The organism is Acinetobacter sp. CAU_H_S170_2, from assembly GCF_058890445.1.
The window spans coordinates 1,839,015-1,861,812 of the sequence record NZ_JBZYAE010000001.1 but is presented as its reverse complement, the minus strand read 5'-3'; the positions used below and the strand labels follow the sequence as shown (position 1 = coordinate 1,861,812).

Genomic DNA, 22,798 nt, shown 5'->3' with positions numbered 1-22,798 from the left:
TAAAACATGCTGAATTTTAATAATAAATATTTTAAAAAATTCAACATGATTAATTATTAATCTATTCTTAATAATTAGCTTATTTGACGATGATTTGATGTTTTTGACAAGTCGGGAAGGCTTAAATCTGTCCCTACCAAATAGCTAAAATCAGCCAAAGACAACATTTGTTTATCTTCAATGCTATTCCCATAAGCATAAACGGCATGATAGCTATCTAGCTCATATTTTTCTTGGATACGTTGAGCTTTGTACTCACAGCTACAGTCCGCAGTCAGATAGCGCCCTGTATAGCGTTGTTGGTCTTGTTCAACTCTGGTACAGATCAGTTCAATTGAGAGTATTTCACACACATATTTTAAATAGATATCAATTGAAGCAGAGACCAAAACCACATCATCGCCCAAACTTTGGTGTTGTTTTAGTTGCCTATAAAGTGCTGGGTTGAGTCCTTTGATTAAGACTTTTGCATAGCGTTTTGCATAAGCGTCAATTTCGCTCACTTCAGCTTGCTTAAACATCGCATGGAAGAGTTTAGAGCGCATATGATGGGCAGGATAAAAACCTAAATAATAACTTTGAATATAAGGCAGAACTTTTAAGCCTTGTAGAGCAATATGCCGTTTTGAATGTACATAGAAGATGAACCCTGTAAAACTGTCTTTGTCATACAGGGTACCATCAAAGTCAAATAAGGCTAGATTTTTATGCGCTTTGCACGTTGCATGCATGTTTGATAACGTCCATTGACACGAGTGGCAAACCAGTTGGTATTATAGTCACGGCTGAGCTTTGGACCAGAAATGACAACTTCTGGCATCATGGCATAGAAAGGTTCTTTTTTAGTGACTTCTTGATAAAGCTTAGCCACCGCGCGATAGGTTGCTGTATCTTCAAATTTCTTCTCTTTCTCTTTTTTCAGGTCAGAGCGAATTTGACGCGGCGTAACCAAAATATTGTGCTGAGCGAAAACACTGATGAGTTCACGTTCTGATTGGCTTTTTGCAGATTTAGGTGAGCCATCTTTGCCATAAAGTAACAGGTCGCCGTCTAAATCAAGTTCTGCTTCAGTTAAGTCATTCAACATACTTTGGAAGGCTGCATTTCGACTTGAGTACATACCTGAGTTATAGTCGGCAAAACGGTAGAGCGGTTTGTCATAGTCAGCAGGGTACATCATCAGGCGGTGAATACCGTAATACAGACCACCATATTGGCTATAAAGGTCGGTACGTAGGTCAGCCATGCTGCCACCTTCACGTTTATTATCTTTGGCATAACCGATATGCACTTGCATTGAACCCAACGTGGTAATCGGGTTCATTTTTTCGCCTACGTCCTGACCGACAAGTTTGGCTGCACCTGTGAGCGCACTGACGTGATAGTGCTTTGACATATAGTCAAAAATTTCACGGTACAGTTCATCCAGTTCGCGTTCTGTTTTAACGCGGCGCATTTGACTTAAATAGTTATCTTCAGGACTCGGCTGCTCTTTTAAAACCTGTTGGAAATAGCCTGCGATGGTGCCACCAATGGCATCGCCGAGCTTATCTTTAAATTTTTCATCTAAGCGATCTTGGACTTCTTTAACCGCTTTTTCACCTAAACCATAAACTTGTGGATCTGCAACAAAGTTAGACTCTTGATCAACCACGGCAATGATCGAACACATATTCTCTTTATTTTGAGGAATGCCAAACTGTTCTGAAATATCGTAAATATCTTCAGCCCATGAACGGCGGTCATTTACGCGTCCAGGAATGATGCGTGCGATTTGTTCAGCATTGAGCTTAGGCTCATCATCTGTCCACCATGAACGATCACCGCAGGCAGTTAAGCCTATAGATATGGCCAAGACACTTAGTGTTTTTAAACCAGAAGAAAGAAACAGCTTTTTATTCATAAACAGAGAACACATGATAAAAGGTGAGCCGAAACAGCAGTTGCAGTATACTATGTCGGTCGAAAAAGTGATGAGTTTATATGTATATTGGTCGATATCAACTGTCAAATCATTTGATTGCTGTTCCGATGCTGGGTGGGTTCGATTATTAAGGATAATGAGTATTATTTAGTCTGTTATCGGTTTTATTATGACGGCTGGCGCAAAATTTGTGCAATAGATTGAGGAGAGTTTAACTTATGATATTTCCATTTTTTGAAATTCTTTTTTTTAATAAATTAAACAGAAAATAGTTCAATGAATAGGATGACAACTTTAAAAGGCATCTAATTCCTAATACAACTCACGCTTAAGAGATAGGATAGGCCTTACTTTGTCATTACAAGTCATCTTTGGGCGTGACCATCATGCAAAAAAGATATCAAAACGATGTTTCTAATTTTCGATGAACTATGAACAATAGTTATGGAGTACAGCCAAAGGCTCGATAACAAGCCTCAAAAGCTTATCAAAGAGTAGGCTTTTCTATTTGTGCTATAGTTTAATTGTTACTTAGCAGGCAGAACAATATGAATATCTGTATTGGTGGTGACTTGGATGGTCAAGTAGTGATTTTAAATAAGATGCGATTTAATGCAAAAGAGATAGATCAAAATAAATCATCGAGCTATATCAAGCAAAAGTATGTTAAGGGCGATCAAGTCTTTAATTTTTGGCGACATGCAGAAATGAAAATATGGGATGTTACTCATCAAGTTGAGTTGATTTTAGGAAAGAAAAATTAGCTAGAAGCGGGTAAATAAGCTTTATTCGCTTTTAGTGAAGATTTTCTTATCAATATCGATGAAAAAGCATTTCATGTGGGGTTGGGTGGTAGCAATAAAATAATATGTTAAGGTCTATCTATTGCGCGCTAAAAAGCTTATAGTGATAGTGTATTAGAATTATTTATTTTATTGTATTTACTAAAGTTATTTCGCAATTGATTCAACTCTGCGGTTTATCCGATGTATATGATTTAAAAGATTAATTCTTATATTTTTCAAAATTTAAGAGAATATTTATGTCAAACATTACAACTGGTACCGTTAAGTGGTTTAATGAAACTAAAGGCTTTGGTTTTATTTCTAGCGATACTGGAGAAGACGTTTTTGCACACTTTAGCGAAATCCAATCAAACGGTTTCAAAGTGTTGAATGAAGGTCAACGTGTTCAGTTTACGATTGTAGCTGGCAAAAAAGGCCCTCAAGCAAGCTCTATCACAGTAATCTAAGAATATTGTGAATTAAAAAACCCGCTTCAGTTAGCGGGTTTTTTAATGGCAGCTTGTTTACTATTCGTTGTTAAGATCCCGTAATTCCGCTGCCTTTAGGGATTGATAGAATCTTCAGTTAAACAGGTAACGATATGAGTTCATGGAAAAATTAGTTAGAAAAGCACATCAAAATGATTTAACAGACATCGCAGAAATTCATCACAAATCATTTATACGTCAAGCAGATTCTAAGCAATGGATAGCATCAACACTTGCGGCTTATCCTCGGTTTTTTGTCACGTAATCGTGTCTGATAAAACGGTTGGCTATATTTTTTGGGCTCAAAAGTCTGGCTTTCGAGAGGAAGTGATACTGGAACTAGATCAAATAGCGATCCATCCAGATTTTCAAGGTTTGGGATTAAGCAAAAAACTAATTATAGACTCGCTTAAGGACGTTGAGAATGAATTATTGCAAAGAAATCAGAAGATAAAAAACGTACTGGTGACGACAGGCGTGAATAACTTCGCAAGAAAAATTTATGAAGATTTGTTAGGTGCTCAAGAAGTTGCAATTATCTCTGATTTATATAGTGCACCTGAAGTTTATTTAAAAGCAGATCGAAAAGATTTAGTTTTTTAGCCTGAATGGCTTATTTAAAAAATATATGAACAAATATTAATTGATCTATAAGAAATCTTTTGAAGGACTGATTAAGAATAGTAGAAAAATCCCTAGATAAAGGGATTTCAATGCCAAGTAATCAATATGAGAATAGGAATGAGGTGAAATTGTGATATTTGCTATGACACCCTAAAAGACTCTAGGAACGAGTTTAGTGATGAAAGTGTAAAAGCTGACTCGGAAAAATGGAGTGATTTATGAGTATTGTTGAATTACATGAAGTGAAGCGCCACTTACACTATGCCGATGATAGCAATGATGCCTCATTAAAAAGCTTTATTGTTGCTGCTGACGCTATAATTAAAAATTATATTACAGATAATTTTGGATCGGAATATCCATCTGCCATTAAACAAGCTGCTTTACTATTAATTGAATACTGGGAACAGCACAGAAAAGATGGGGGAGAGGTGTCTGTGAATGGTAACTACCTCCCGATACCCGTACTCTCTTTGCTTAATCTATATCGTAAGCCCACTGTTTGATAGGTGATGTAGATAATTGTATGTATCTTTAGGCATGGTATATTTGAAATCACTGCATTGTAATTGAGAATTATTTGCATTTATTGGGTTTGTGCGTTAGAATCAATTTCAAGAATAAAATAAAATTTGACAATGATGTTTCATTAACCCAGCTCTATTGATTCTCCAGAGGCTGGGTTTTTTATCTGCTTTAACAAAAAATAAAATTAGGTTAAATTATACCGATTGTTAAAATAATTATGAGAATAAAAGATCATGAACAAAAAATTTGAATTACATGTACTCAGCCAAATCTATGACTTTCTAATTGAAAGAGAAGGATTCACTGCTCTGAATCTTCATTTTAAAGTTATGGAATTCTTTAGGGAGTTACATGTGGGGGATAAGAGGAATTTTGTTGTTTTGGCCCCGAATAAAATTTCAGGTAATTTCGGTGAGGTTACTCATATTCATTTATTAAATATTCCACATTTCCATGAAAAGGAAAAATTTATTCATTGGGCACATAAAGCTCTAAATCGCTAAGCACCTCATTTGTAAGAAGAGAATCATGTTGTTTCATAAATTAAACATTTAAATCTCTAGATTTTGATAAGTTATATTTTTAAATCGTGCTAGGCAAAAATGATGAAAATATTTGCAATAGTAAGTTTAGTTTTAATGCTGGGATTAACGGCATGCCAAAAAAGAGATACAGATACGAAAGAGCAGGATAAAACTACAACGCCACATTCCATGGATAAAGATCAGTAAGAAAAAGCTCGCCAAATGGTGGGCTTTTTCAAGAGTTAAAATGGTATAGTAGCGCTGTCATTTAAGTACTTTTTTCTATGTCTGAAACCTATAAATACATTTACACCCAAATTAGTACATTTGGATCATTACCTACACATAAAGTTCTTATAAGTAGTGTAGGAAGGAAGACAAAATTAGTTTTCGCTGATAATACTTTTGTTTATAGTACTGTTTCTGATTGGGCTTTAAGTCATTCGGGTCTTGATTCTAGGAAATCAATATGGTCTGAAGAGCCTAGGTCATTTTTAGACAGTGAAAAAACAAGATTAAGCATCTATAGAGCTTTACATCCTGCTTTTATCACTGAAGCAAGCATTGGTTAAACACTAGTATTTTGTATGCTGCTTATGTAATAACGGCTTATATTACAAATAAAGTTTGCTTTGTGCACGCTTAGGGCGTATAAAGCTAACTCGTTGATGCGGGATGGAGCAGTCTGGTAGCTCGTCGGGCTCATAACCCGAAGGTCGTTGGTTCAAATCCAGCTCCCGCTACCAACGAAAAAGATTCAAAGTTTATAGCCTAGTCTTCACAGATTAGGCTTTTTTTATGGCTAGTTAATTTTATACATAGCGGTTTCTAAGAACGTGCTTTTATACAAGTTACTGGAATGGTGTGTAAGCAGTGAAAGCACAGTATTTCTAGAAAACATCAGAGTTGTAAGTGACGTAAAACAGGTTTAAGTCTTATTCTGATTCTAAAGGCATAATGGGTTTTCCAAATAAACCAATATTTTTATCCCCCCATTGTTTTAATGCAACCAAAATAGGTGCTAAAGAAGTACCGAGTGTAGATAATCGATATTCTACTTTAGGTGGAACAACGGCATAAACCTTTCGTAGAATCAGTTGATCCTCTTCAAGTTCACGTAATTGTCTAGTGAGCATTTTTTGAGTGACATTTGGAATTTTCTTTCTCAGTTCATTAAACCTTAAAACGTCGTCTTCTAATAAATGCCACAAGATAATACTCTTCCATTTACCATCAAGTAAGCCTATGTCAGCTTCAACAGAACATCCTGGTGTGCAATCAAAACGTGAATGTTTTAGCTTACCCATTTCAATAGTATCCTTTTGGTAACTATAAGACGAATTTGTCTGTATAACTTAAAAAAGAATATTAAGTAAACTCAAATAACAAAACAAGAGGACAAGTGAATGAAGGCTATTTCTTATATTGACGGTATGGATCATGGATTTCAAAATCCACTGGTAGATATTGAAAAAACAATGCCGACCTTAAAAGATCGGGATTTGTTGGTTAAAGTCAAAGCGATCTCGGTTAACCCTGTCGATACTAAGGTTAGACGAAACCCAGTAGCAGTAGGCAACACACGTATCTTAGGATGGGATGCAGTGGGTGAGGTTGTTGAAGTCGGTTCTGGCGTGCAACATTTTAAAGTCGGAGATCAGGTCTGGTATGCAGGTGATTTAACTCGGGATGGGAGTAATGCGGAATATCAAGCAGTAGATGAGCGTATTGTTAGCTTAAAACCTCAAAGCCTGAGTGATGCTGAAGCTGCTGCGCTGCCATTAACCGCTATTACAGCGTGGGAAATGTTATTTGATCGTTTCAATGTTGATTTAGACAAATTTGATAATATTTTAGTGATTGGAGGCGCTGGCGGTGTAGGGTCTATTGCGATTCAATTACTCAAAGCGAAGACAAATTTAAGAGTTATTGCTACAGCATCTAGGGAAGAGACTAAAGCATGGGTTAAGTCTTTAGGGGCTGACTATGTCATCGATCATACCGAAGATTTAAACACGCAAATCAAAGCATTGGGTTTAGACGCACCTCGATATATTTTTTCAACCAATCAAACAGAAACGTATCTTCCTCAAATCTCTAAGCTAATTGCTCCACAAGGAAAGTTTGGCTTAATTGATGATCCGAAATCACTGGATATCGTTGAGTTTAAGTCTAAGTCAGTTTCTGTACATTGGGAGTTCATGTTTACACGTTCAATGTTCAATACTACAGATATTGAACAACAATCTCAGCTATTACATCAGGTTGCAGAACTGGTAGATAACCACAGAATTAAAACCACGCTGAATCAGACTTTAGGCAAAATTAATGCGAAAAATTTAAAACTTGCTCATGAACTGATTGAAACTGGCCGAGCGAAAGGAAAAATCGTTTTGGAAGGCTTTTAACTATAGTTTTAAGCTCAACTTAAATAAGTGGGTTAATTTTTAAGTTAAACACTTGAAACTATACAATTAGGATCAATATTCTCAGCAAGGCCATTCTAGGGTTCAGCGCACTAGGATGGTTGTCCTTTTTTCGAAATTCGTTTCACTCATGTACATATAATAAAGAGCTTTTGGAGTAATTTTTTCAATTCATTAAGTATTATGTTGTAAAGAATAAAACACACAACTTTGATTTAATATATTATTCTCAGCATAAGTCTAGATAGAGCGCCGTGTAGCGCTTTATTCTTATTTAAGTTAAATCAAAACATTGCTTTGCGAGTATTAAAAATCTTAGGCACAGAAGATTTCGTATAATTGTGATTATTTGAACACCCAAGAGCTATTTCACTGTTCCTGCTTTTTGCATTTCTTGGTAAAGCTGATCAAGATAATGTTGTTGTTGGACGTTATCTTTAAAGTATCGTTGATAATTCACACTACAACTATCGATATCGGCGATATTATTGAGATTGAATGTCCAATCATCCGTATTTTTAACACGAATGCCTAAGTCATCACTACATTTCTGCCAAAGTTGAGAAAAACGTGTCTGTTTATTGCTTGGGAGTTGGTTGAAACGTGCATAAACGCTGAAGCCTTTCATTTCTGAGTTAAAATATTTGTGAATAAAACCAATGGGTACACCAGCCCAATTCATTGATTGATCTTCTGGGAAGGAAATCCTGATGAGTTTTTTTTCATTCAGTAATGAATCTTGTTGGCCTGATTTAAAATGTTGTTCTTCATATTCTAGTTTTGTGCCTATAGGTACATTGATCTTTTTCACGATCATTGGTTGTGTCGTGGTGTAATAAGGATAATCAGGCCTACCATTGCCGCCTGTAGGGTTCATATTGCCAACACATGCTCCCAAATTTGAGAGTAGGGCGATGCAAAAGATTAATCTAACTTTATTATTCATTATTGATCCTAAAAAAATTTTATTTAAAGGCTATTTTATTTATCCAGAATGAACCCATAGTACACCCTATGCGAGACGTTTGAAATTTCATCTCTAGCCTCAATGTTTTGGCTCAAGCTATTCTAAAGCTCAACATACGACTAAGGCTTTTTAGATGCTACAACTACTATTTTTAAGGACGATTCAATTCATTGCAGGGAACACTTAATATAATTAAAATTTATGACAGCTATAAATAACTTGAATATTTATTTTTTTCATGTATACTTGGCCTAACTAGAAAAAAGTAATGTTTAGTAAATCTTCTTTAAGTATCGCAGTTTTAGTCATAATCCTCCGTTGTTTCAGATCTTAAGCTCCACTTTTATTATTTTCAAAGTTACATCTAGTCATTTATTTTTGACTAAAATTATTAAAATTCAGCAGGATATATTATGTCTACTACAGTTACCGGTACAGTTAAATGGTTTAATGAAACTAAAGGCTTTGGTTTCATTCAACAAGAATCTGGTCCAGATGTTTTTGCTCACTTTCGCGAAATCGCTAGTTCAGGTTTTAAAACATTGCATGAAGGCCAACAAGTGTCATTCAGCATAGAGCAAGGTCAAAAAGGCCCAAATGCTGTAAATATTGTTGCTTTATAAGAAGCATTAAATATAAAAAAGCACTGAACAGTGCTTTTTTAATGACTAAAAATTATTAATTAAATAATTATTCCTTGTTGGAATATATGAAAAAAACTGGTGAAATTTGAAAAAACTTAATACATTAATTGCTAAATCTTCAAATGGTACTGAAATTATAGTCTCGTTAATTCCTCTAAATAAAATGCAAAATACCCGTGATGGCTTGAAATCTATTGAAGTGGGTAAGCGTGTGCTGCTTCAGTCTGGAATCGAAGTGGACTTAAATTTAGATGGTAGAACATTCTATACCGCTTTAAATCAATTATTTAAATTTAACTATAAAGTTGCCTAACTAAATATTTGATTATATTGTTTTTTAAATGAATTAATATTATAGGTATAGAAAAAATGTTAAAGAAAAATGTTACTGTCAAAGATCAATTCGGTACTGAATACTCTATTCAGGCAACTGTAGATAAAAACTCTTGCAGCACAATGTTGCATTCAAATTTAAGATATATCACTGTTGATGGCGAAGATATTCGTCCTGGTTTTGAAATGTTCTTCCAAAGTCTCAATAGCGGTAAAATTTTCAAGTTGATCTGAATGTTATTAGTTTTAATTTGGTCGTGATGACTAATACTACATTATCTTAATCAGCCCCAATTACTCCTCCTCAAATCTATTTGAATTATAGAACAGTTATTTTAGATAATTTGAAGAGGGCTATGTCAGGCAGAACACTTTTGTTAATAAGTGGTTTAATGACATAGCTAAAAAGTATTCCTAGCAAAAAATCTTTTGTGAATGGATAAATTGAATGATTTTTGTACTACAAATGGATTTTAGCTTAAGGTACTGAGTGTGGAAATATACAGTTACGTCCATTTGCTTTAGCAAGATATAATTGCTCGTCTGCTCTTCGTAGAACAGTTGTTTTAAGCTCTTTCCTTTTCCAAGTCACTACTCCAAAGGACATAGTCACTTCTTCAATCCTCGGAAACTTACAAGATTCAATGACTGTGCGTAGTCGATCAGCCATTTTCAAAGCTGAATCTAGTTTGATACTTGGTAATACGATTAATATTTCGTCTCCTCCCCAACGAATGAGAGTGTCCTTGCTACGCAAATTTTTGGAGAGCTCATGCATGACTTGTTGTAAGACCTTATCTCCTAATGCATGACCATGAGTATCATTAATGGTTTTAAAGTAATCGATATCAGCCAATAACACGCAGCAAGAGTTATCTTCATTGCACATGTCTTTTTGAATGGTATCTAGAAGATGTTCACCATAGCGACGATTAAAAATACTCGTCAAACTGTCGTAATTGGCCCACTCTTCAAGTTGACTCTTGATCTCGATATGATGATTAATATTTCTACCGATACTCACATTGTGTGTAATTGTGCCATTACGGTCTTTTAGAGGGGATGAAACGAGCTCTAAGAAATGCTTTTCATATACATGGTCTTTATTTTCAATATCCTGATTTTTTATTCTTTGTAGTTCTATCAGCTTTTGATCATGTGGATATAATTTTGTGATAGGTTCATCTTTTAAATCTGCTAGGGTGTAGCCCGAGAGTTCCTCTGCGGCATGATTCATAAATTTAATTTTAGCTTGATCATCCGTGATCACTATCGTATCGGGTGTTGTATTGATTGCTGCAACCAGCATCGCTTGATATTTAAGACTTTCGTTTTTTTCCGTGATATCTCGTTGAACGGATACAAAATGGGTGATTTCACCTGTTTCAGTTTTAATCGGGGAGATGTTCCACTCTACATCGTACGGTGTTTTATCTTTGCGATAATTAATCGTATGGTTATGGAAAAATAGTCCTTGAGATATGCAGTCTTTTAATTCCTGAATCACGGTTAGATCTGTCTCAGGCCCTTGTAAGATACGGGGCGATTGTCCAATTAACTCTTCTTCGCTATAACCTGTCATTTCACAAAATGCTGGATTGCAGAAAAGGATGTGTGGGCCATTATTCTCAAAGCATGCATTTGTAATGACGATCGCATTAAATGATTGCTGAATTGCCAAAGCCATTAAACTATTTAATTCAGTCGCTGTTAATTTTTTGTGTTCAGAATATTGAGGCATATTGGAGTGAATCACTATGTTTCTTTATTGTTGTACCTATTCTTATTAATATCATAAATTAGACTTTAAATTAATGAATAATGCTGATTTATAGTTTATACAATATAATCAACAACCTATAAAATGATTGATATGGTTGCCTATGTCATGTGCATGGAAGATGCAATTTATGGAACAATCTAAAAGATATTAGGGCTATTGCTACGGATATAATAATAAATTAAAGATAGCAGAATATTGTGATCAGAAAAGTTGATGTAGCACAAATGTTCAACCAGAAGTTTTACAAAGGATGTAAGGAATACTTGAAGGGATGAAGGATGTTGTACTTAAAAGTACTTTAATCTACAAGATGTTGGAAATAGTGGATAGGCAGGTAATTGATTTTTAAGGTTTAAGTAAAGCCTAGCTTGAATGAAAAGCTGAGCATTCTATTTTTTTTTACATTTTTCGCTTAAGCTTTTTTTAACAGCTCCGTTTTATAAAAATATTTAAAACTTAGGAAAAGCGATGAAGAATAACTATCCAAAACCTATAATAATCATGCATTGGATTACCCTTGCTTTAGTTGCAATGGTGTATCTGACTGCAGGTGATCCCACAATAACAGACTGGAAAGGCCAGATTCATGTTGCAGGTGGGATTTTAATATTTATTTTATTTTTTTTGAGATTGAGTTTTGTTTTTCTGTATAGAAAAAGTATTCCTAAAACTGAAATAATTAATTCTTATCAAATAGTGTTATTTAAAATGGTCAGATTTTTCCTTTACTTAAGCCTATGTATTGTTCCAATTGCGGGCTGGATGACATTATCGAGTTTTACTGATAATTTCCAAGTTTTATCGTTAAATTTACCGCTTTTGAGCACTGTTTGGGGGAGTGACTATATTGCAGATGCGCATCAATTTTTAGGGAATCTCTTTATTGCACTCGTGGGTTTACATGCCTGTGCGGCATTGATTCACCACTTCATTTTCAAAGATAATGTCCTAAAAAGTATGCTTTTTAAAAAATGATGTGATTTAGAGGCTATCATATGGTTGCCTTTTAGATTCGTCTGGCATTTTTATATTATGAGTATTTCGTAGTCACAGAACACATGATAAAAGATGAGCTGAAAGTGTAGATGCAGTATACTGTGCCGGTCGAAAAAGTGATGAATTCATATGTATATTGGTCCGTATCAACTGTCAAATAATTTGATTGTGGCTCCGATGGCAGGCGTAACTGACCGTCCATTTAGGTCTCTGTGCAAATACTTTGGTGCAGGGCATGCTGTCAGTGAAATGATGACATCAGACCAAACGTTACGGATGAGTAAAAAAAGCCTATATCGTGCTAATTTTGATGGTGAATTGGCGCCTATTTCAGCGCAAATTGCAGGATCAGATCCCAAAGAGTTAGCGGAAGCTGCACGATATCAGGTCTCAAATGGTGCTCAAATTGTGGACATTAATATGGGGTGTCCTGCCAAGAAAGTCTGTAATAAGCTGGCGGGTTCTGCACTTTTAAAAGATGAAGACTTGGTGGCTCGAATTTTGGATGAAGTTGTGGCTGCAGTTGATGTACCTGTCACACTTAAAACACGGTTGGGTTTCTTAAATGGTCATGAAAATATCTTGCGTGTAGCGAAACGAGCGGAAGAGGCGGGTATTGCTGCGTTAGCATTGCATGGGCGGACCCGTGAAGACATGTATTTGAATACGGCTCGTTATGATTTAATTAAAGAAGTAAAACAGCTGATTCGTATACCAGTGGTTGCCAATGGGGATATTGATAGTCCAGAAAAAGCGAAATATGTACTCGATTATACCGGTGCAGATGCAATTATGATTGGTCGCGCTGCGCAAGGGCGTCCATGGATATTTCGTGAAATCGCACATTATTTGGAAACAGGTGAACATTTGGCTGCACCAAGCATTCAAGAAGTAAAAGAAGTTCTACTTGGACATCTTGCCGAACTGTATGCATTTTATGGGGAATATTCGGGCTGCCGAATTGCACGTAAACATATTGCTTGGTACACCAAAGGTTTACGTTCAAGTAATGAGTTTCGTCAGAACATGTACAAAGTGGAAAGTACTACTGAACAATTTAAAGTGGTCGCAGACTACTTTGACCAATTACTCATTCATGGTGAAACCATGAATGACGTACAGGTTGAACAGGTCAATTTATTGGAAACTAAATAAATAAAGCTCGATTTATGGAGCTTTAAGTGAATAATATGACTTAATAGCTGACTTGTTGCATTTCAACCAACAGTTGGTTAATTAAGTCAGGGGCTTCCATGGCACGAATTTGCGAAACATTCGTGCCTGCCCAAAATGCACCAAAGCCTTGATCGCCTTGTTTGGTCGCTGCGGCATGTAATTGTTTTCCAAGATCATAACAGTACGGATAAGCAGCAACAGCAGGGCGGTTCGGTAAATCAATTTGAGTATGCCAGTGACCCAGTAAACCGCGAGCAGGGCGACCTGAAATACTGGCACTTATTTGTGTGATGTGCTCATGGAAAAGTGCATGACGGTAGGCCTCATTGGCATTCGATGTTTTGCATTGTACGAAAGCTGTCCCCAACTGTACCGCACTCGCACCGAGGCTTAACATCTGCTGAGCCTGTGTACCATTCATAATGCCACCTGCAGCAATAATCGGGCACCGACAGTGCTGCGTCAGAAGTTGTACGAGGTCGATCGTACGTAATGCGCTATCAAAATGTTCATTAAAAATCCCGCGGTGTCCACCTCCTTCTATGCCTTGAGCAATAATAAAATCAATCCCTGCTGCTTCAATGGCTCGTGCTTCCGCTAAGTTGGTTGCAGAAACCATGGTTAAAATGCCAGCGTCTTTTAGCGCCTGTATTTGGTGCGGATGCGGAATACCGAAGTGAAAACTGACGGCTTTAGGGCGAGTTTCAAGTACGACATTTAAAAAGTCATCATTGTCCAAAAAGCTAGGATAAATACAGTGCAGTTGAGTAGGTGGTTCTGCATCGTATTGTTCAAAATGAGGTCTTAAAAAATCAATCCATGTTTGTGCGATAGTTGGATCAAGTTCGATACTTTGATGACAGAAAAAATTAACTTGAAAAGGTTGTTCGGTCAGTGCTTGGGTTTTTAAAATTTGGCTACGTGCGGTTTCTGCGGTGTTTGCACCTAATCCAAGTGAGCCTAGCCCGCCTTGATTTGAAACCTCTGCCGCAAGCTCTGGTGTAGAAACACCAGCCATCGGTGCAAGGAAGATAGGATGTTTAATTTCAAGACGTTCTAATAATAAAGACATGTACTTGCTCCTTTTACATATAGACACTTTGCCCAAGCACTGCAAATTTGGCAAATAATATTCAGTATTTTCTCGAAAAATATCTAAATCAATCACGTTTATTTTTCGGTTTTTAGCGACAAGTCATGTCGTTGGGTATGTGTATTGGCAATGCTTTTAGTCTGAAATTTTTTATACTTTTATTTTAGATTTTACCGAGGATCGTCATGACCGATCGTATCCGCGAAAAGCTACAGATTCTAGCTGATGCAGCTAAATATGACGTGTCCTGTTCGTCCAGTGGTAGCAATCGTAAAAACAAAAACCAAGGTTTGGGAAATACAGGAAACGGTATTTGTCATAGTTATACAGAAGATGGTCGCTGTGTTTCATTGCTTAAAATTCTATTTTCAAATGTCTGTATTTTTGATTGTTCCTACTGTGTTTCTAGACGCTCTAACGATGTCAAGCGAGCCGCTTTTACTGTACAAGAAGTGGTGGATTTAACCATCAACTTTTACCGCCGCAATTATATTGAAGGGTTATTTCTCAGTTCAGGTATTTTTAAATCAGCTGATTTCACTATGGAGCGAATGCTGCAAGTGGTGAAAAAGTTACGTCTTGAAGAAAACTTTAATGGTTATATTCACCTAAAAACGATACCTGGTGCTTCCCAAGAGATTATTACCGAGGCGGGCTTATATGTAGACCGCATGAGTATTAACTTGGAAATGCCGACAGAAGTTGGTTTAAAACAGTTTGCACCAGAAAAATCGCATGCAGAAGTACAAAAGGATTTAGGTATTGTACGCGATCGCTTAATTCAGTTGACGGATGAGCGGCGTGTGATTCAACATGTGCCGAAGTTTGTACCCGCTGGACAAACCACTCAGATGGTGGTGGGCGCACATCAAGAAACAGACAAAGATATTATTTTAATGGCAGATCATCATTACAAAGTGTATCAGCTCAAACGGGTGTATTTTTCAGGCTATATCCCAATCAATGAACAGGAAAAAATGCTTCCTGTCGTGGGTTCTGCACCGCCATTATTAAGAGAAAATCGGCTGTATCAGTCGGATTGGCTCATGCGTTTCTATGGTTTTGATGCGCAGGAAATTGTGAATGATCAGCATCCGAATTTAGATTTGGACATCGACCCGAAGCTAAGTTGGGCATTACGTAACCCTGAGCATTTTCCTGTTGATATTCAACATGCAGACTATCGTATGATTTTACGTGTTCCGGGTATAGGTGTTCAATCGGCTAAAAAAATTGTGCAAGCTCGTCGTTTTGGGCAAATTCATATCGATCAACTAAAGCGTATGGGCATTGCTTACAATCGGGCACAGCATTTTATTCGCTGTGCAGATACGCCAAAGTTTAAAAAAGAACAACAAGCGAACCAGATTCGGCAGCATATTTTGCAATCGGGGCAATCCAAATATCAAAAACAGCTTTCGCCTCAACTGGGCTTCGGTTTTTAGTATGTCGATATATCGTTTTGATCGAACCATGACTGGACTACTGAGTTGTGTATATAGAAGCTTTCAGTTTAAAGATTTTGACGTCAAGCTTGCATCTAACAATTCCCAAGCCAGCTTGTTTGATGAGTGTATTGAGGTTGCTTCAAATGACGAACACGCAGAGCGAGTTTGGCGAGGGTTAAAGCAAAAAATTACGGCTGAAAGTCTACGATCTTTTTATTATTGCTTTCTGTCTGAGCAGGAACAGGCACATCAACATCTTTTTAATTTCTGTATCTATGTATTTAAAAATACACATGCGGTAGATCGTAACTATGCGCATACGGATGTATTGGCTGTTTCGCACTGGGCCAAACAAGTGGGCAGGGAAAAGCATCGTATGGAAGCTTTTGTTCGCTTTAAAAAATGTAAGGATGGATTGTTTTTAAGTCTGGTACAGCCAGATTTTAATGTTTTACCGTTGATAGAACGGCATTTTAGAAACCGATATGAAGATCAAAGATGGTTGATTTATGATGAGAAAAGAAATTTTGGGATTTATTTTGATTTGACAGCCGTCCATCAGGTGAAGATGGATGTGGATCAAATTGATCATGCACACAAAGTCGGACACAGTCAGTCCTTTAATGTTGAATTAGATGATGATGAGCTGTTGTATGACCAGTTATGGAAAGATTATTTTAAAAGTATCAACATCAAGGCAAGAACAAATATCAAACTACATGTGCAATATGTTCCTAAACGCTACTGGCGTTATATGAATGAAAAAACAATCTAGCGAGATGCAAGTATGGCGTTGACTCATCATTTCTATGATGTTTTAGGCCGCTATGGGAAGGAGAACAGACGTTAAACAATTCATATTAATTAAAAAAATAAGCTGTTGCACCTGTAGACTTGAAGCACAACCATCAGTAATAGTGCATTTGAGTAGTGGCTCAGAGAAAAATGTGCAAGCTTAAAGTTGATGATAAATGATGCTGTAAATAGTAAAAAGCCCATTCAATCCATGGGCTTTTTACATTTTTAATAGGTAGATTGTTAACGCTTATCGTGTTGTTGACGTTAAACATGCACATTAAATAGGGAGCCAATCCAACTGGCAAACAGCATCGCGAAAATCCCCCATAGCGTCACACGAAATGCACCTTTCCACATAGATGTCCCAGAAAAGTAACTTGATAAAGCGCCTAAACCGAACAACGATAGTACCCCTGTAAGAGCAACTGACTGAGTTAGATAACCTTGAGGGCTTAAGAGAATGGCCAGCATAGGAAACAGAGCACCTAGTGAAAAGGCGAGGGCAGAAGAACCCGCGGCTTCAAGTGGCTTGGCACTGGTATTTTCATGGATGCCTATTTCATCACGGGCATGTGCAGACAGTGCATCATGTGCGCTGAGTTGCACCGCGACTTCATGTGCTAGCTCGGGTTCTAGTCCACGTTGTATATAAATTTGAGTCAGTTCTTTAAGTTCTAAGTGCGGGTTTTTATCTAATTCCCTAGCTTCATGTTTTAAATCGGCTTCTTCAATATCCGATTGAGACTTCACCGAAATATACTCGCCCGCAGCCATAGAGCTTGCACCTGAAATGAGCCCTGCAATACATGTGATGAGTAAGGTATGGCTGGTTGCGCCACTGGCCGCCATCCCCATAATCAAACTGGTCACTGAAATGATGCCGTCATTGGCACCCAAAACCGCTGCACGTAGCCAACCAGTACGATGAATTAAATGAGGTTCAACATGGTGAGAATAGGACATGACGATAGATCATCCTCAAATTTTAAAGTTATGATTTATTTAATAATGCACGTTTCATCTACTATAGCACAGCCCATAAAAAAGCCTCCGAGTGGGAGGCTTTTTTGAGTTTAGAAATATTATTGCGCTTTTTCTTTCACATCAGCAGCACCTTGTTCTACGGCGCCAGCAACATGAGCTGTTGCTTCTTTAGAGGCATTTTTAACATCTTCAGCAGCAGCTTCAGTTTTCGCAGCAGCTTCGTCAGCGGCAGCACCAATTTTTGCAGATGCTTCATCTGCAGCTTTTTGAGTGTCAGATACAGCTTCACTTGCAGCTTGGTTAATGTCATGACCTGCTTGTTCAGCAGCATTTTCAAGGTGTTCACCTGTCGTTGCACCTGTTTCAGGTGCTTTTTCTTTTGAACAACCCACTAAAACAACAGCAGCAGCAAGACCTAAAGCAATAAGTAATTTATTCATTTTCATATCCTTTTCGTTTTATACCCAAAAGTAGGGGTTGGGCAAAATATAATCTACTTTGAATGTAAAGCAGACTGCATTATTGTTAAAAAAATGTAATTTTTTATAAAAAACAGCGTGATAAAAAGGCTTATAAGCTGAGTTACCTATAAGCCTTTAGCAGGGAGGCGTCTGAGAGGATTACACGCCAGAACGAATAATATAATCAAAAGCAGATAGAGATGCTTTCGCGCCTTCACCTGTGGCAATGATGATTTGCTTGTATGGCACAGTCGTACAGTCACCTGCGGCAAATACACCTTTGACATTGGTTTCGTTGCGATCGTTAATCATAATCTCATTACGGTTTGAAAGCTCAACAGCAGTCTCTTTTAAGAAATCAGTGTTTGGTAATAAACCAATTTGCACAAAGATTCCTGCAAGCTCAACCGTATGTTCTACATCAGTTGCACGGTCTTTATATTTCAATGCCGTCACTTGTGAACCATCACCCACAACTTCGGTCGAGAGTGCATTCAGGATCACCGTAGTGTTAGGCAAGCTATGCAATTTGTCTTGCAACACTTGGTCGGCACGTAGTTTGGTATCAAACTCAACCAAAGTTACATGTTCAACAATCCCAGCAAGATCAATCGCAGCTTCGACACCTGAGTTCCCCCCGCCAATTACTGCTACACGTTTGCCTTTAAACAGTGGACCATCACAGTGTGGACAGTAAGCAACACCACGAGTGCGGTATTCTGCTTCGCCTGGCACATTCATTTCTCTCCAACGTGCACCTGTTGAAAGAATCACTGTTTTAGATTCAAGCTTCGCACCATTTTCTAAAGTGACTTCAACCAAGCCATTTGCTGTCTCATCCGCACCTTTGATGTTAGAAACACGTTGTAAGTTCATGATGTCCACACCGTACTCACGTACATGTGCTTCCATTTCAGCAGCAAACTTCGGCCCTTGAGTCTTTTGAATCGAGGTATAGTTTTCAATGTCCATGGTATCCATGACTTGACCACCCATACGTTCAGCCACGATCCCTGTTTTAATGCCTTTACGTGCTGCGTAGATGGCAGAGGTATTTCCTGCAGGGCCACCACCAATCACTAAAACATCAAAAGCATCTTTGGCATTGAGTTTTTCAGCTTCTTTGGCAGCGGAATTGGTATCCAGTTTGGCAATAATTTCTTCCAAGGTCATACGGCCTTGACCGATATGGTTATTGTCTTGGAACACCATCGGTACAGCCATAATTTTGCGCTCTTCGACTTCGTCTTGGAAGAATGCACCATCAATCATGGTTGCTGTCGTGCCCGGATTGTAAATGGCAATCAGGTTCAACGCTTGCACCACGTCTGGGCAGTTATGACAGCTTAAAGAGACAAATACGTCAAAGTCAGACTGGATGCCCAAAGCTTTGATTGAGGCCAAAACTTCATCAGATACTTTGGGTGCATAACCTGAGGTCTGTAACAATGCCAAGATCAAAGAGGTAAACTCATGTCCCATCGGTAAACCCGCAAAGAACACACGTGGTTGTTCACCGGCTTTTGCTACACCAAAGCTAGGTGCACGTGAGTTTTGACCATCAAAACGTGCAGTCACCAGTGGAGACAGTGCTGCAACTTCTTCAACCAATTCTTTAATTTTGTCTGATTTCTCAGAACGGTTCAAAGTCGCAACCAATTCAATCGGACCTTCTAGGCGTTCAAGAAGTGTTTTTAATTGAGCTGAAGTATTTTGATCTAACATTGTTAAGCTCTCCAAAGCAGTCTGTAAAATTATTTGATAGAAGAATCATAGAGTAAATCTAAAAATAGATAAAACAGTTTGTTTTTATTTTAATAATCGGTTTTATAGATTTAAAGATGTTTTCTTCAATCATTTCATAAAGCTATATGGGGGATTTAAATGATTCTTCAAGTGATTTGCAGTTTAAGCCGTATAAATTAGGTATGATCGAGACAGTTAAAAAATAGGGAAGCAAGCGATGCAATTACAGCGCGGTATCTATCAGCATTGTAAAGGGCAACTGTATCAAGTTTTACATGTAGCGACACATAGTGAAACCGAAGAAAAACTGGTGGTTTATCAGTGTTTATATGGTGATTACTCGATTTGGGTACGTCCACTTGTCATGTTTACTGAAACGGTAATGCTAGAAGATGACCGTGAAGTTGAGCGCTTTAAGCTGATTCAAGAAGTATAAACGAAGCTAAGTAAAGTAGAGGGGGATTTGATGATGCATGCAGAATTTTTGAGTAAAGTATCGGCTTTATATCAACGCTTTCAAGAACATGACAGTACGCAAGCAGATCGTATTGCGCGCTTTCGCAATATTGAGCCTGAGTCTGCACAATTTTTGGCGCAACTGGTTCATATTCAGCAGCCTCAGCAGATATTAGAAATAGGAACATCAACAGGTTACTCAACCTTATGGTTGGCTTATGCAGCGCAACAAGTGAATGCTCGATTAACCACTTTAGAAATTGATGCTGGGAGAAGTCAACAAGCCGCTAGCCATCTTGCGGATTTCAATTTATCCAATGGTGTTGAGTTTTGGGTGGGTGATGCAGCTGAATATTTGAAGCAGTCGCAAGCCATCTTTGATTTTATATTGCTAGATGCTGAACGTGATGCTTATGTCGACTATTGGCCAGATTTGAAACGACTAATGTGTGTTTCACGCGGAGTTTTGGTGGTTGATAATGTTCTATCGCATGCAGATCAAGTCACGGACTTCATCGCGATTATTCAGCAGGACGAGCAGTTTAACCTGTCTACATTAGCGATTGGTGCCGGCTTGTTGGTGGTGACGTGGGATCATGAAAAACAATCAGGATAAATCCTGATTGTTTGAGATTCAAAAATTAATGAATACTTAAGCGCGTAAAGTGCAAATCATATTCTAAATATTTATGAACAAAAGCTGTTTTATTATTACATCGAACTAAGTTGTTATAAATAAATTCAGGCACAGGGTGGTACAGCTCGCCTGAACCATCGGCATAGAAAATTTTTAAATAGCGTGTGGAAGCATTGTATTTCCAAGATGTTACCGCAATTGTCCCCATAAGCGACTCCCCATCATTTACATGGAATCACAGCAATGTGGCTGCTTAATTTAAACTTATGCCAAACTTAAAAAGTGAAGTATTACAGTTTTGTAAATAAAAAACCGTACATAAAGTACGGCTTTTTTAAGTGATCAATTAACGCATTTTCGCAAGGAAACGACCTACTCGGGTAATAGCTTCACGTAGTTCATTTTCAGCAGGTAAGAACACCACACGGAAATGATCTGGTGTTGGCCAGTTAAAGCCTGTGCCTTGAACCAGAAGTACTTTTTCCGCACGAAGTAGATCAAGCATCAGTTTTTCGTCATCTTGAACTGGATAGATTTCTGGGTCCAATTTCGGGAAGCAATACATTGCGCCTTCAGGTTTAACACACGATACGCCTGGAATGTCATTCAACATTTGCCAAGCGATATTACGCTGTTCGTATAAACGACCACCTGGGCGAATTAAATCATTGATTGACTGGTAGCCGCCTAAAGCAGTTTGAATGGCATACTGAGCTTGGTGGTTAGCACACAAACGCATAGAAGCGAGCATGTCTAGACCTTCAATATAGTCGACTGCACGAGACTTATCGCCTGTGATTGCCATCCAGCCTGAACGGTAACCCGCAATACGGTATGCTTTAGATAAACCATTGAAAGAGATACAGAGTTGGTCACCAGCTAATGCTGCTACAGAAACATGTTCAATACCGTCATAAACGATTTTGTCGTAAATTTCATCTGCAAACAAAATCAAATCATGCTTTTTAGCCAATGCGACGATTTGCTCAAGTACATGGCGTGGATAAACTGCACCTGTTGGGTTGTTTGGATTGATAATCACGATACCACGGGTACGTGGTGTGATTTTACTCTCCATATCCGTAATATCGGGATACCAAAAGTTTTCTTCATCACATTTATAATGAATAGCTGTACCGCCTGAAAGATTTACCGCAGCCGTCCAAAGGGGGTAGTCAGGCATTGGCACGAGCATCTCGTCACCATCATCTAACAAGCCTTGCATGGCCATCATAATCAATTCAGAGACACCATTTCCGATATACACGTCATTGACATGCATATCTAAGATGCCTTTTTGCTGATAGTACTGACAGATGGCTTTACGCGCAGGGAAAATCCCTTTTGAGTCGGTATAACCCACTGCATTTGGCAGGTTTAAAGCCACATCATTAATAATTTCTTGAGGAGCTTCAAAACCAAACGGTGCAGGGTTACCAATGTTGAGTTTGATAATCTTATGGCCGGCTTCTTCCATTTCATTGGCCGCTCGTAACACTGGTCCACGGATGTCGTAGCATACATGCTCGAGCTTAGACGATTTTTTTATTTCGCGTGGGGTTTGGAGAGTGTTCGGCATTTTGATGTTCTCGGAAAGAGTGGAGGTCACTTTTGCATAACGGTATAAATAGCTTTTAAATGTTTCAGTTGTCACCAGGTCGAGATCATGTTCATCTCTGAGTAAAGCAACAATTTTTTCATGCGTAAAACCCACCTGTTGATATTGTTTAATCACAGGCAGTAGATGTTTAAAAATAACGCTCTTTTTTTGCGACATTTTTTTAATCCTGAGCAAGAATGTCAATAAGACTAACACTAAATTTGCTCACAAAAAAGCATTTAAGAAAATAAATTGCTTACCATTTTTATTAATTGCTTTCTTTTTGCTTTTATTGGAATTATAGGTCTTTTGTAAATTGTGAACTAAACACTAGAAATTTTAAGTTGAATCACGTAAATATAGGATTATCCTATTTT

The 22,798-nt window shown here is 37.7% G+C and carries 29 protein-coding genes and 1 tRNA gene; 19 read left to right on the top strand and 11 right to left on the bottom strand.

Annotated features, from left to right (window positions below; all coding sequences use genetic code 11):
- Positions 1-74 precede the first annotated feature (74 nt).
- Positions 75-731: an HAD-IB family hydrolase gene (locus AC5EUN_RS09195; RefSeq protein ID WP_279731842.1), complete on the bottom strand. Its 657-nt coding sequence runs from the start codon at positions 729-731 to the stop codon at positions 75-77.
- Positions 698-1,903: a DUF1615 family protein gene (locus tag AC5EUN_RS09190; protein ID WP_004980175.1), complete on the bottom strand. Its 1,206-nt coding sequence runs from the start codon at positions 1,901-1,903 to the stop codon at positions 698-700. Before AC5EUN_RS09190 ends, AC5EUN_RS09195 begins: the two co-directional genes overlap by 34 nt.
- Positions 1,904-2,472: 569 nt before the next feature.
- On the opposite strand from AC5EUN_RS09190, the gene AC5EUN_RS09185 reads away from it, so the two are divergent.
- From AC5EUN_RS09185 to AC5EUN_RS09145, 9 genes are all read left to right on the top strand, one after another.
- Positions 2,473-2,688, top strand: a complete 216-nt coding sequence (locus AC5EUN_RS09185; protein WP_004693517.1) for a hypothetical protein — start codon at positions 2,473-2,475, stop codon at positions 2,686-2,688.
- 278 nt (positions 2,689-2,966) lie between these two features.
- Positions 2,967-3,176, top strand: a complete 210-nt coding sequence (locus AC5EUN_RS09180) for a cold-shock protein (RefSeq protein WP_004693516.1) — start codon at positions 2,967-2,969, stop codon at positions 3,174-3,176.
- Between the two features lie 142 nt (positions 3,177-3,318).
- The gene (locus tag AC5EUN_RS09175) at positions 3,319-3,462 is read left to right on the top strand and encodes a hypothetical protein (RefSeq protein WP_224466390.1); all 144 of its coding nucleotides are present in this window, start codon (positions 3,319-3,321) and stop codon (positions 3,460-3,462) included.
- A gap of 2 nt (positions 3,463-3,464) precedes the next feature.
- A complete protein-coding gene (locus tag AC5EUN_RS09170) occupies positions 3,465-3,800 on the top strand; it encodes a GNAT family N-acetyltransferase (RefSeq protein WP_263507264.1) in 336 nt (111 codons plus the stop codon).
- A 239-nt stretch (positions 3,801-4,039) separates the two neighbouring features.
- Entirely contained in the window at positions 4,040-4,327 is a 288-nt protein-coding gene (locus AC5EUN_RS09165; RefSeq protein WP_010326555.1) for a head-tail connector protein, read from the top strand.
- Between the two features lie 255 nt (positions 4,328-4,582).
- The gene (locus tag AC5EUN_RS09160; RefSeq protein ID WP_010326556.1) at positions 4,583-4,852 is read left to right on the top strand and encodes a hypothetical protein; all 270 of its coding nucleotides are present in this window, start codon (positions 4,583-4,585) and stop codon (positions 4,850-4,852) included.
- A gap of 102 nt (positions 4,853-4,954) precedes the next feature.
- Positions 4,955-5,080 (top strand): hypothetical protein, encoded by a 126-nt coding sequence (locus tag AC5EUN_RS09155; protein ID WP_017397253.1) that lies wholly within the window; start codon positions 4,955-4,957, stop codon positions 5,078-5,080.
- A gap of 77 nt (positions 5,081-5,157) precedes the next feature.
- Entirely contained in the window at positions 5,158-5,445 is a 288-nt protein-coding gene (locus AC5EUN_RS09150; protein WP_081241755.1) for a hypothetical protein, read from the top strand.
- A 97-nt stretch (positions 5,446-5,542) separates the two neighbouring features.
- Positions 5,543-5,619, top strand: a tRNA-Met gene (locus tag AC5EUN_RS09145).
- A gap of 189 nt (positions 5,620-5,808) precedes the next feature.
- Here the strand turns inward: AC5EUN_RS09145 and AC5EUN_RS09140 are convergent.
- Positions 5,809-6,180: a winged helix-turn-helix transcriptional regulator gene (locus AC5EUN_RS09140; RefSeq protein WP_010326557.1), complete on the bottom strand. Its 372-nt coding sequence runs from the start codon at positions 6,178-6,180 to the stop codon at positions 5,809-5,811.
- Positions 6,181-6,279: 99 nt separating this feature from the next.
- On the opposite strand from AC5EUN_RS09140, the gene AC5EUN_RS09135 reads away from it, so the two are divergent.
- The gene (locus tag AC5EUN_RS09135; RefSeq protein WP_010326558.1) at positions 6,280-7,281 is read left to right on the top strand and encodes a zinc-binding alcohol dehydrogenase family protein; all 1,002 of its coding nucleotides are present in this window, start codon (positions 6,280-6,282) and stop codon (positions 7,279-7,281) included.
- A 382-nt stretch (positions 7,282-7,663) separates the two neighbouring features.
- On the opposite strand, the gene AC5EUN_RS09130 is transcribed toward AC5EUN_RS09135, so the two are convergent.
- The gene (locus tag AC5EUN_RS09130) at positions 7,664-8,245 is read right to left on the bottom strand and encodes a hypothetical protein (protein ID WP_029575005.1); all 582 of its coding nucleotides are present in this window, start codon (positions 8,243-8,245) and stop codon (positions 7,664-7,666) included.
- A 434-nt stretch (positions 8,246-8,679) separates the two neighbouring features.
- Here AC5EUN_RS09130 and AC5EUN_RS09125 point away from each other — a divergent pair, with 434 nt between their 5' ends.
- The 3 genes from AC5EUN_RS09125 (at position 8,680) to AC5EUN_RS09115 (ending at position 9,477) form a co-directional block, all read left to right on the top strand.
- Complete coding sequence (locus AC5EUN_RS09125; RefSeq protein WP_004693506.1) at positions 8,680-8,889, top strand: cold-shock protein; 210 nt, start codon at positions 8,680-8,682, stop codon at positions 8,887-8,889.
- 106 nt (positions 8,890-8,995) lie between these two features.
- On the top strand, positions 8,996-9,223 hold the full coding sequence (locus AC5EUN_RS09120) for a hypothetical protein (protein ID WP_004980159.1): 228 nt from the start codon (positions 8,996-8,998) through the stop codon (positions 9,221-9,223).
- A gap of 56 nt (positions 9,224-9,279) precedes the next feature.
- Complete coding sequence (locus AC5EUN_RS09115) at positions 9,280-9,477, top strand: hypothetical protein (RefSeq protein ID WP_010326560.1); 198 nt, start codon at positions 9,280-9,282, stop codon at positions 9,475-9,477.
- A 244-nt stretch (positions 9,478-9,721) separates the two neighbouring features.
- On the opposite strand, the gene AC5EUN_RS09110 is transcribed toward AC5EUN_RS09115, so the two are convergent.
- Positions 9,722-10,984, bottom strand: a complete 1,263-nt coding sequence (locus AC5EUN_RS09110) for a sensor domain-containing diguanylate cyclase (RefSeq protein WP_010326561.1) — start codon at positions 10,982-10,984, stop codon at positions 9,722-9,724.
- A gap of 510 nt (positions 10,985-11,494) precedes the next feature.
- Here AC5EUN_RS09110 and AC5EUN_RS09105 point away from each other — a divergent pair.
- Together AC5EUN_RS09105 and dusB are read left to right on the top strand one after the other, a co-directional pair.
- Positions 11,495-12,001: a cytochrome b gene (locus AC5EUN_RS09105; RefSeq protein WP_279731929.1), complete on the top strand. Its 507-nt coding sequence runs from the start codon at positions 11,495-11,497 to the stop codon at positions 11,999-12,001.
- Between the two features lie 150 nt (positions 12,002-12,151).
- Complete coding sequence (dusB, locus tag AC5EUN_RS09100; protein ID WP_004980152.1) at positions 12,152-13,177, top strand: tRNA dihydrouridine synthase DusB; 1,026 nt, start codon at positions 12,152-12,154, stop codon at positions 13,175-13,177.
- Between the two features lie 40 nt (positions 13,178-13,217).
- Here the strand turns inward: dusB and AC5EUN_RS09095 are convergent, their stop codons facing one another.
- Positions 13,218-14,270, bottom strand: a complete 1,053-nt coding sequence (locus AC5EUN_RS09095; protein WP_010326563.1) for an NAD(P)H-dependent flavin oxidoreductase — start codon at positions 14,268-14,270, stop codon at positions 13,218-13,220.
- 206 nt (positions 14,271-14,476) lie between these two features.
- Between AC5EUN_RS09095 and AC5EUN_RS09090 the strand changes: the two genes are divergently transcribed.
- Together AC5EUN_RS09090 and AC5EUN_RS09085 are read left to right on the top strand one after the other, a co-directional pair.
- The gene (locus AC5EUN_RS09090) at positions 14,477-15,736 is read left to right on the top strand and encodes a putative DNA modification/repair radical SAM protein (protein ID WP_010326564.1); all 1,260 of its coding nucleotides are present in this window, start codon (positions 14,477-14,479) and stop codon (positions 15,734-15,736) included.
- A gap of 1 nt (position 15,737) precedes the next feature.
- Positions 15,738-16,514: a TIGR03915 family putative DNA repair protein gene (locus AC5EUN_RS09085; RefSeq protein WP_029575007.1), complete on the top strand. Its 777-nt coding sequence runs from the start codon at positions 15,738-15,740 to the stop codon at positions 16,512-16,514.
- Between the two features lie 287 nt (positions 16,515-16,801).
- On the opposite strand, the gene AC5EUN_RS09080 is transcribed toward AC5EUN_RS09085, so the two are convergent.
- The 3 genes from AC5EUN_RS09080 to ahpF all read right to left on the bottom strand — a co-directional run bounded on the left by AC5EUN_RS09080 (position 16,802) and on the right by ahpF (position 19,707).
- Positions 16,802-17,500 carry a VIT1/CCC1 transporter family protein gene (locus tag AC5EUN_RS09080; protein WP_010326566.1) on the bottom strand — a complete coding sequence of 233 codons (699 nt, stop codon included), beginning with the start codon at positions 17,498-17,500 and terminating at the stop codon, positions 16,802-16,804.
- Between the two features lie 119 nt (positions 17,501-17,619).
- Entirely contained in the window at positions 17,620-17,961 is a 342-nt protein-coding gene (locus tag AC5EUN_RS09075) for a hypothetical protein (protein WP_010326567.1), read from the bottom strand.
- Between the two features lie 180 nt (positions 17,962-18,141).
- Positions 18,142-19,707, bottom strand: a complete 1,566-nt coding sequence (ahpF, locus tag AC5EUN_RS09070) for an alkyl hydroperoxide reductase subunit F (protein WP_010326568.1) — start codon at positions 19,705-19,707, stop codon at positions 18,142-18,144.
- Between the two features lie 238 nt (positions 19,708-19,945).
- On the opposite strand from ahpF, the gene AC5EUN_RS09065 reads away from it, so the two are divergent.
- Together AC5EUN_RS09065 and AC5EUN_RS09060 are read left to right on the top strand one after the other, a co-directional pair.
- Positions 19,946-20,164 (top strand): DUF1653 domain-containing protein, encoded by a 219-nt coding sequence (locus AC5EUN_RS09065; protein WP_159153753.1) that lies wholly within the window; start codon positions 19,946-19,948, stop codon positions 20,162-20,164.
- Between the two features lie 30 nt (positions 20,165-20,194).
- Positions 20,195-20,800: an O-methyltransferase gene (locus AC5EUN_RS09060; RefSeq protein WP_010326570.1), complete on the top strand. Its 606-nt coding sequence runs from the start codon at positions 20,195-20,197 to the stop codon at positions 20,798-20,800.
- Positions 20,801-20,825: 25 nt separating this feature from the next.
- Here the strand turns inward: AC5EUN_RS09060 and AC5EUN_RS09055 are convergent, their stop codons facing one another.
- Positions 20,826-21,029 (bottom strand): KTSC domain-containing protein, encoded by a 204-nt coding sequence (locus AC5EUN_RS09055; protein ID WP_004980128.1) that lies wholly within the window; start codon positions 21,027-21,029, stop codon positions 20,826-20,828.
- A 138-nt stretch (positions 21,030-21,167) separates the two neighbouring features.
- Positions 21,168-22,598, bottom strand: a complete 1,431-nt coding sequence (locus AC5EUN_RS09050) for a pyridoxal phosphate-dependent aminotransferase (protein ID WP_010326571.1) — start codon at positions 22,596-22,598, stop codon at positions 21,168-21,170.
- Positions 22,599-22,798: the final 200 nt, after the last annotated feature.

Excerpts from the sequence above, each read along its gene's own strand:
- AC5EUN_RS09135 (WP_010326558.1), top strand. The coding sequence starts at position 6,280 with ATGAAGGCTATTTCTTATATTGACGGTATGGATCATGGATTTCAAAAT.
- AC5EUN_RS09090 (WP_010326564.1), top strand. The coding sequence starts at position 14,477 with ATGACCGATCGTATCCGCGAAAAGCTACAGATTCTAGCTGATGCAGCT.
- AC5EUN_RS09060 (WP_010326570.1), top strand. The coding sequence starts at position 20,195 with ATGATGCATGCAGAATTTTTGAGTAAAGTATCGGCTTTATATCAACGC.
- AC5EUN_RS09085 (WP_029575007.1), top strand. The coding sequence starts at position 15,738 with ATGTCGATATATCGTTTTGATCGAACCATGACTGGACTACTGAGTTGT.
- AC5EUN_RS09050 (WP_010326571.1), bottom strand. The coding sequence starts at position 22,598 with ATGTCGCAAAAAAAGAGCGTTATTTTTAAACATCTACTGCCTGTGATT.
- AC5EUN_RS09180 (WP_004693516.1), top strand. The coding sequence starts at position 2,967 with ATGTCAAACATTACAACTGGTACCGTTAAGTGGTTTAATGAAACTAAA.
- AC5EUN_RS09130 (WP_029575005.1), bottom strand. The coding sequence starts at position 8,245 with ATGAATAATAAAGTTAGATTAATCTTTTGCATCGCCCTACTCTCAAAT.
- AC5EUN_RS09065 (WP_159153753.1), top strand. The coding sequence starts at position 19,946 with ATGCAATTACAGCGCGGTATCTATCAGCATTGTAAAGGGCAACTGTAT.
- AC5EUN_RS09190 (WP_004980175.1), bottom strand. The coding sequence starts at position 1,903 with ATGAATAAAAAGCTGTTTCTTTCTTCTGGTTTAAAAACACTAAGTGTC.
- AC5EUN_RS09105 (WP_279731929.1), top strand. The coding sequence starts at position 11,495 with ATGAAGAATAACTATCCAAAACCTATAATAATCATGCATTGGATTACC.
- ahpF (WP_010326568.1), bottom strand. The coding sequence starts at position 19,707 with ATGTTAGATCAAAATACTTCAGCTCAATTAAAAACACTTCTTGAACGC.
- AC5EUN_RS09150 (WP_081241755.1), top strand. The coding sequence starts at position 5,158 with ATGTCTGAAACCTATAAATACATTTACACCCAAATTAGTACATTTGGA.
- dusB (WP_004980152.1), top strand. The coding sequence starts at position 12,152 with ATGTATATTGGTCCGTATCAACTGTCAAATAATTTGATTGTGGCTCCG.
- AC5EUN_RS09110 (WP_010326561.1), bottom strand. The coding sequence starts at position 10,984 with ATGCCTCAATATTCTGAACACAAAAAATTAACAGCGACTGAATTAAAT.
- AC5EUN_RS09160 (WP_010326556.1), top strand. The coding sequence starts at position 4,583 with ATGAACAAAAAATTTGAATTACATGTACTCAGCCAAATCTATGACTTT.
- AC5EUN_RS09055 (WP_004980128.1), bottom strand. The coding sequence starts at position 21,029 with ATGGGGACAATTGCGGTAACATCTTGGAAATACAATGCTTCCACACGC.
- AC5EUN_RS09155 (WP_017397253.1), top strand. The coding sequence starts at position 4,955 with ATGAAAATATTTGCAATAGTAAGTTTAGTTTTAATGCTGGGATTAACG.
- AC5EUN_RS09115 (WP_010326560.1), top strand. The coding sequence starts at position 9,280 with ATGTTAAAGAAAAATGTTACTGTCAAAGATCAATTCGGTACTGAATAC.
- AC5EUN_RS09080 (WP_010326566.1), bottom strand. The coding sequence starts at position 17,500 with ATGTCCTATTCTCACCATGTTGAACCTCATTTAATTCATCGTACTGGT.
- AC5EUN_RS09095 (WP_010326563.1), bottom strand. The coding sequence starts at position 14,270 with ATGTCTTTATTATTAGAACGTCTTGAAATTAAACATCCTATCTTCCTT.
- AC5EUN_RS09125 (WP_004693506.1), top strand. The coding sequence starts at position 8,680 with ATGTCTACTACAGTTACCGGTACAGTTAAATGGTTTAATGAAACTAAA.
- AC5EUN_RS09175 (WP_224466390.1), top strand. The coding sequence starts at position 3,319 with ATGGAAAAATTAGTTAGAAAAGCACATCAAAATGATTTAACAGACATC.
- AC5EUN_RS09075 (WP_010326567.1), bottom strand. The coding sequence starts at position 17,961 with ATGAATAAATTACTTATTGCTTTAGGTCTTGCTGCTGCTGTTGTTTTA.
- AC5EUN_RS09195 (WP_279731842.1), bottom strand. The coding sequence starts at position 731 with ATGCATGCAACGTGCAAAGCGCATAAAAATCTAGCCTTATTTGACTTT.
- AC5EUN_RS09140 (WP_010326557.1), bottom strand. The coding sequence starts at position 6,180 with ATGGGTAAGCTAAAACATTCACGTTTTGATTGCACACCAGGATGTTCT.
- AC5EUN_RS09185 (WP_004693517.1), top strand. The coding sequence starts at position 2,473 with ATGAATATCTGTATTGGTGGTGACTTGGATGGTCAAGTAGTGATTTTA.
- AC5EUN_RS09165 (WP_010326555.1), top strand. The coding sequence starts at position 4,040 with ATGAGTATTGTTGAATTACATGAAGTGAAGCGCCACTTACACTATGCC.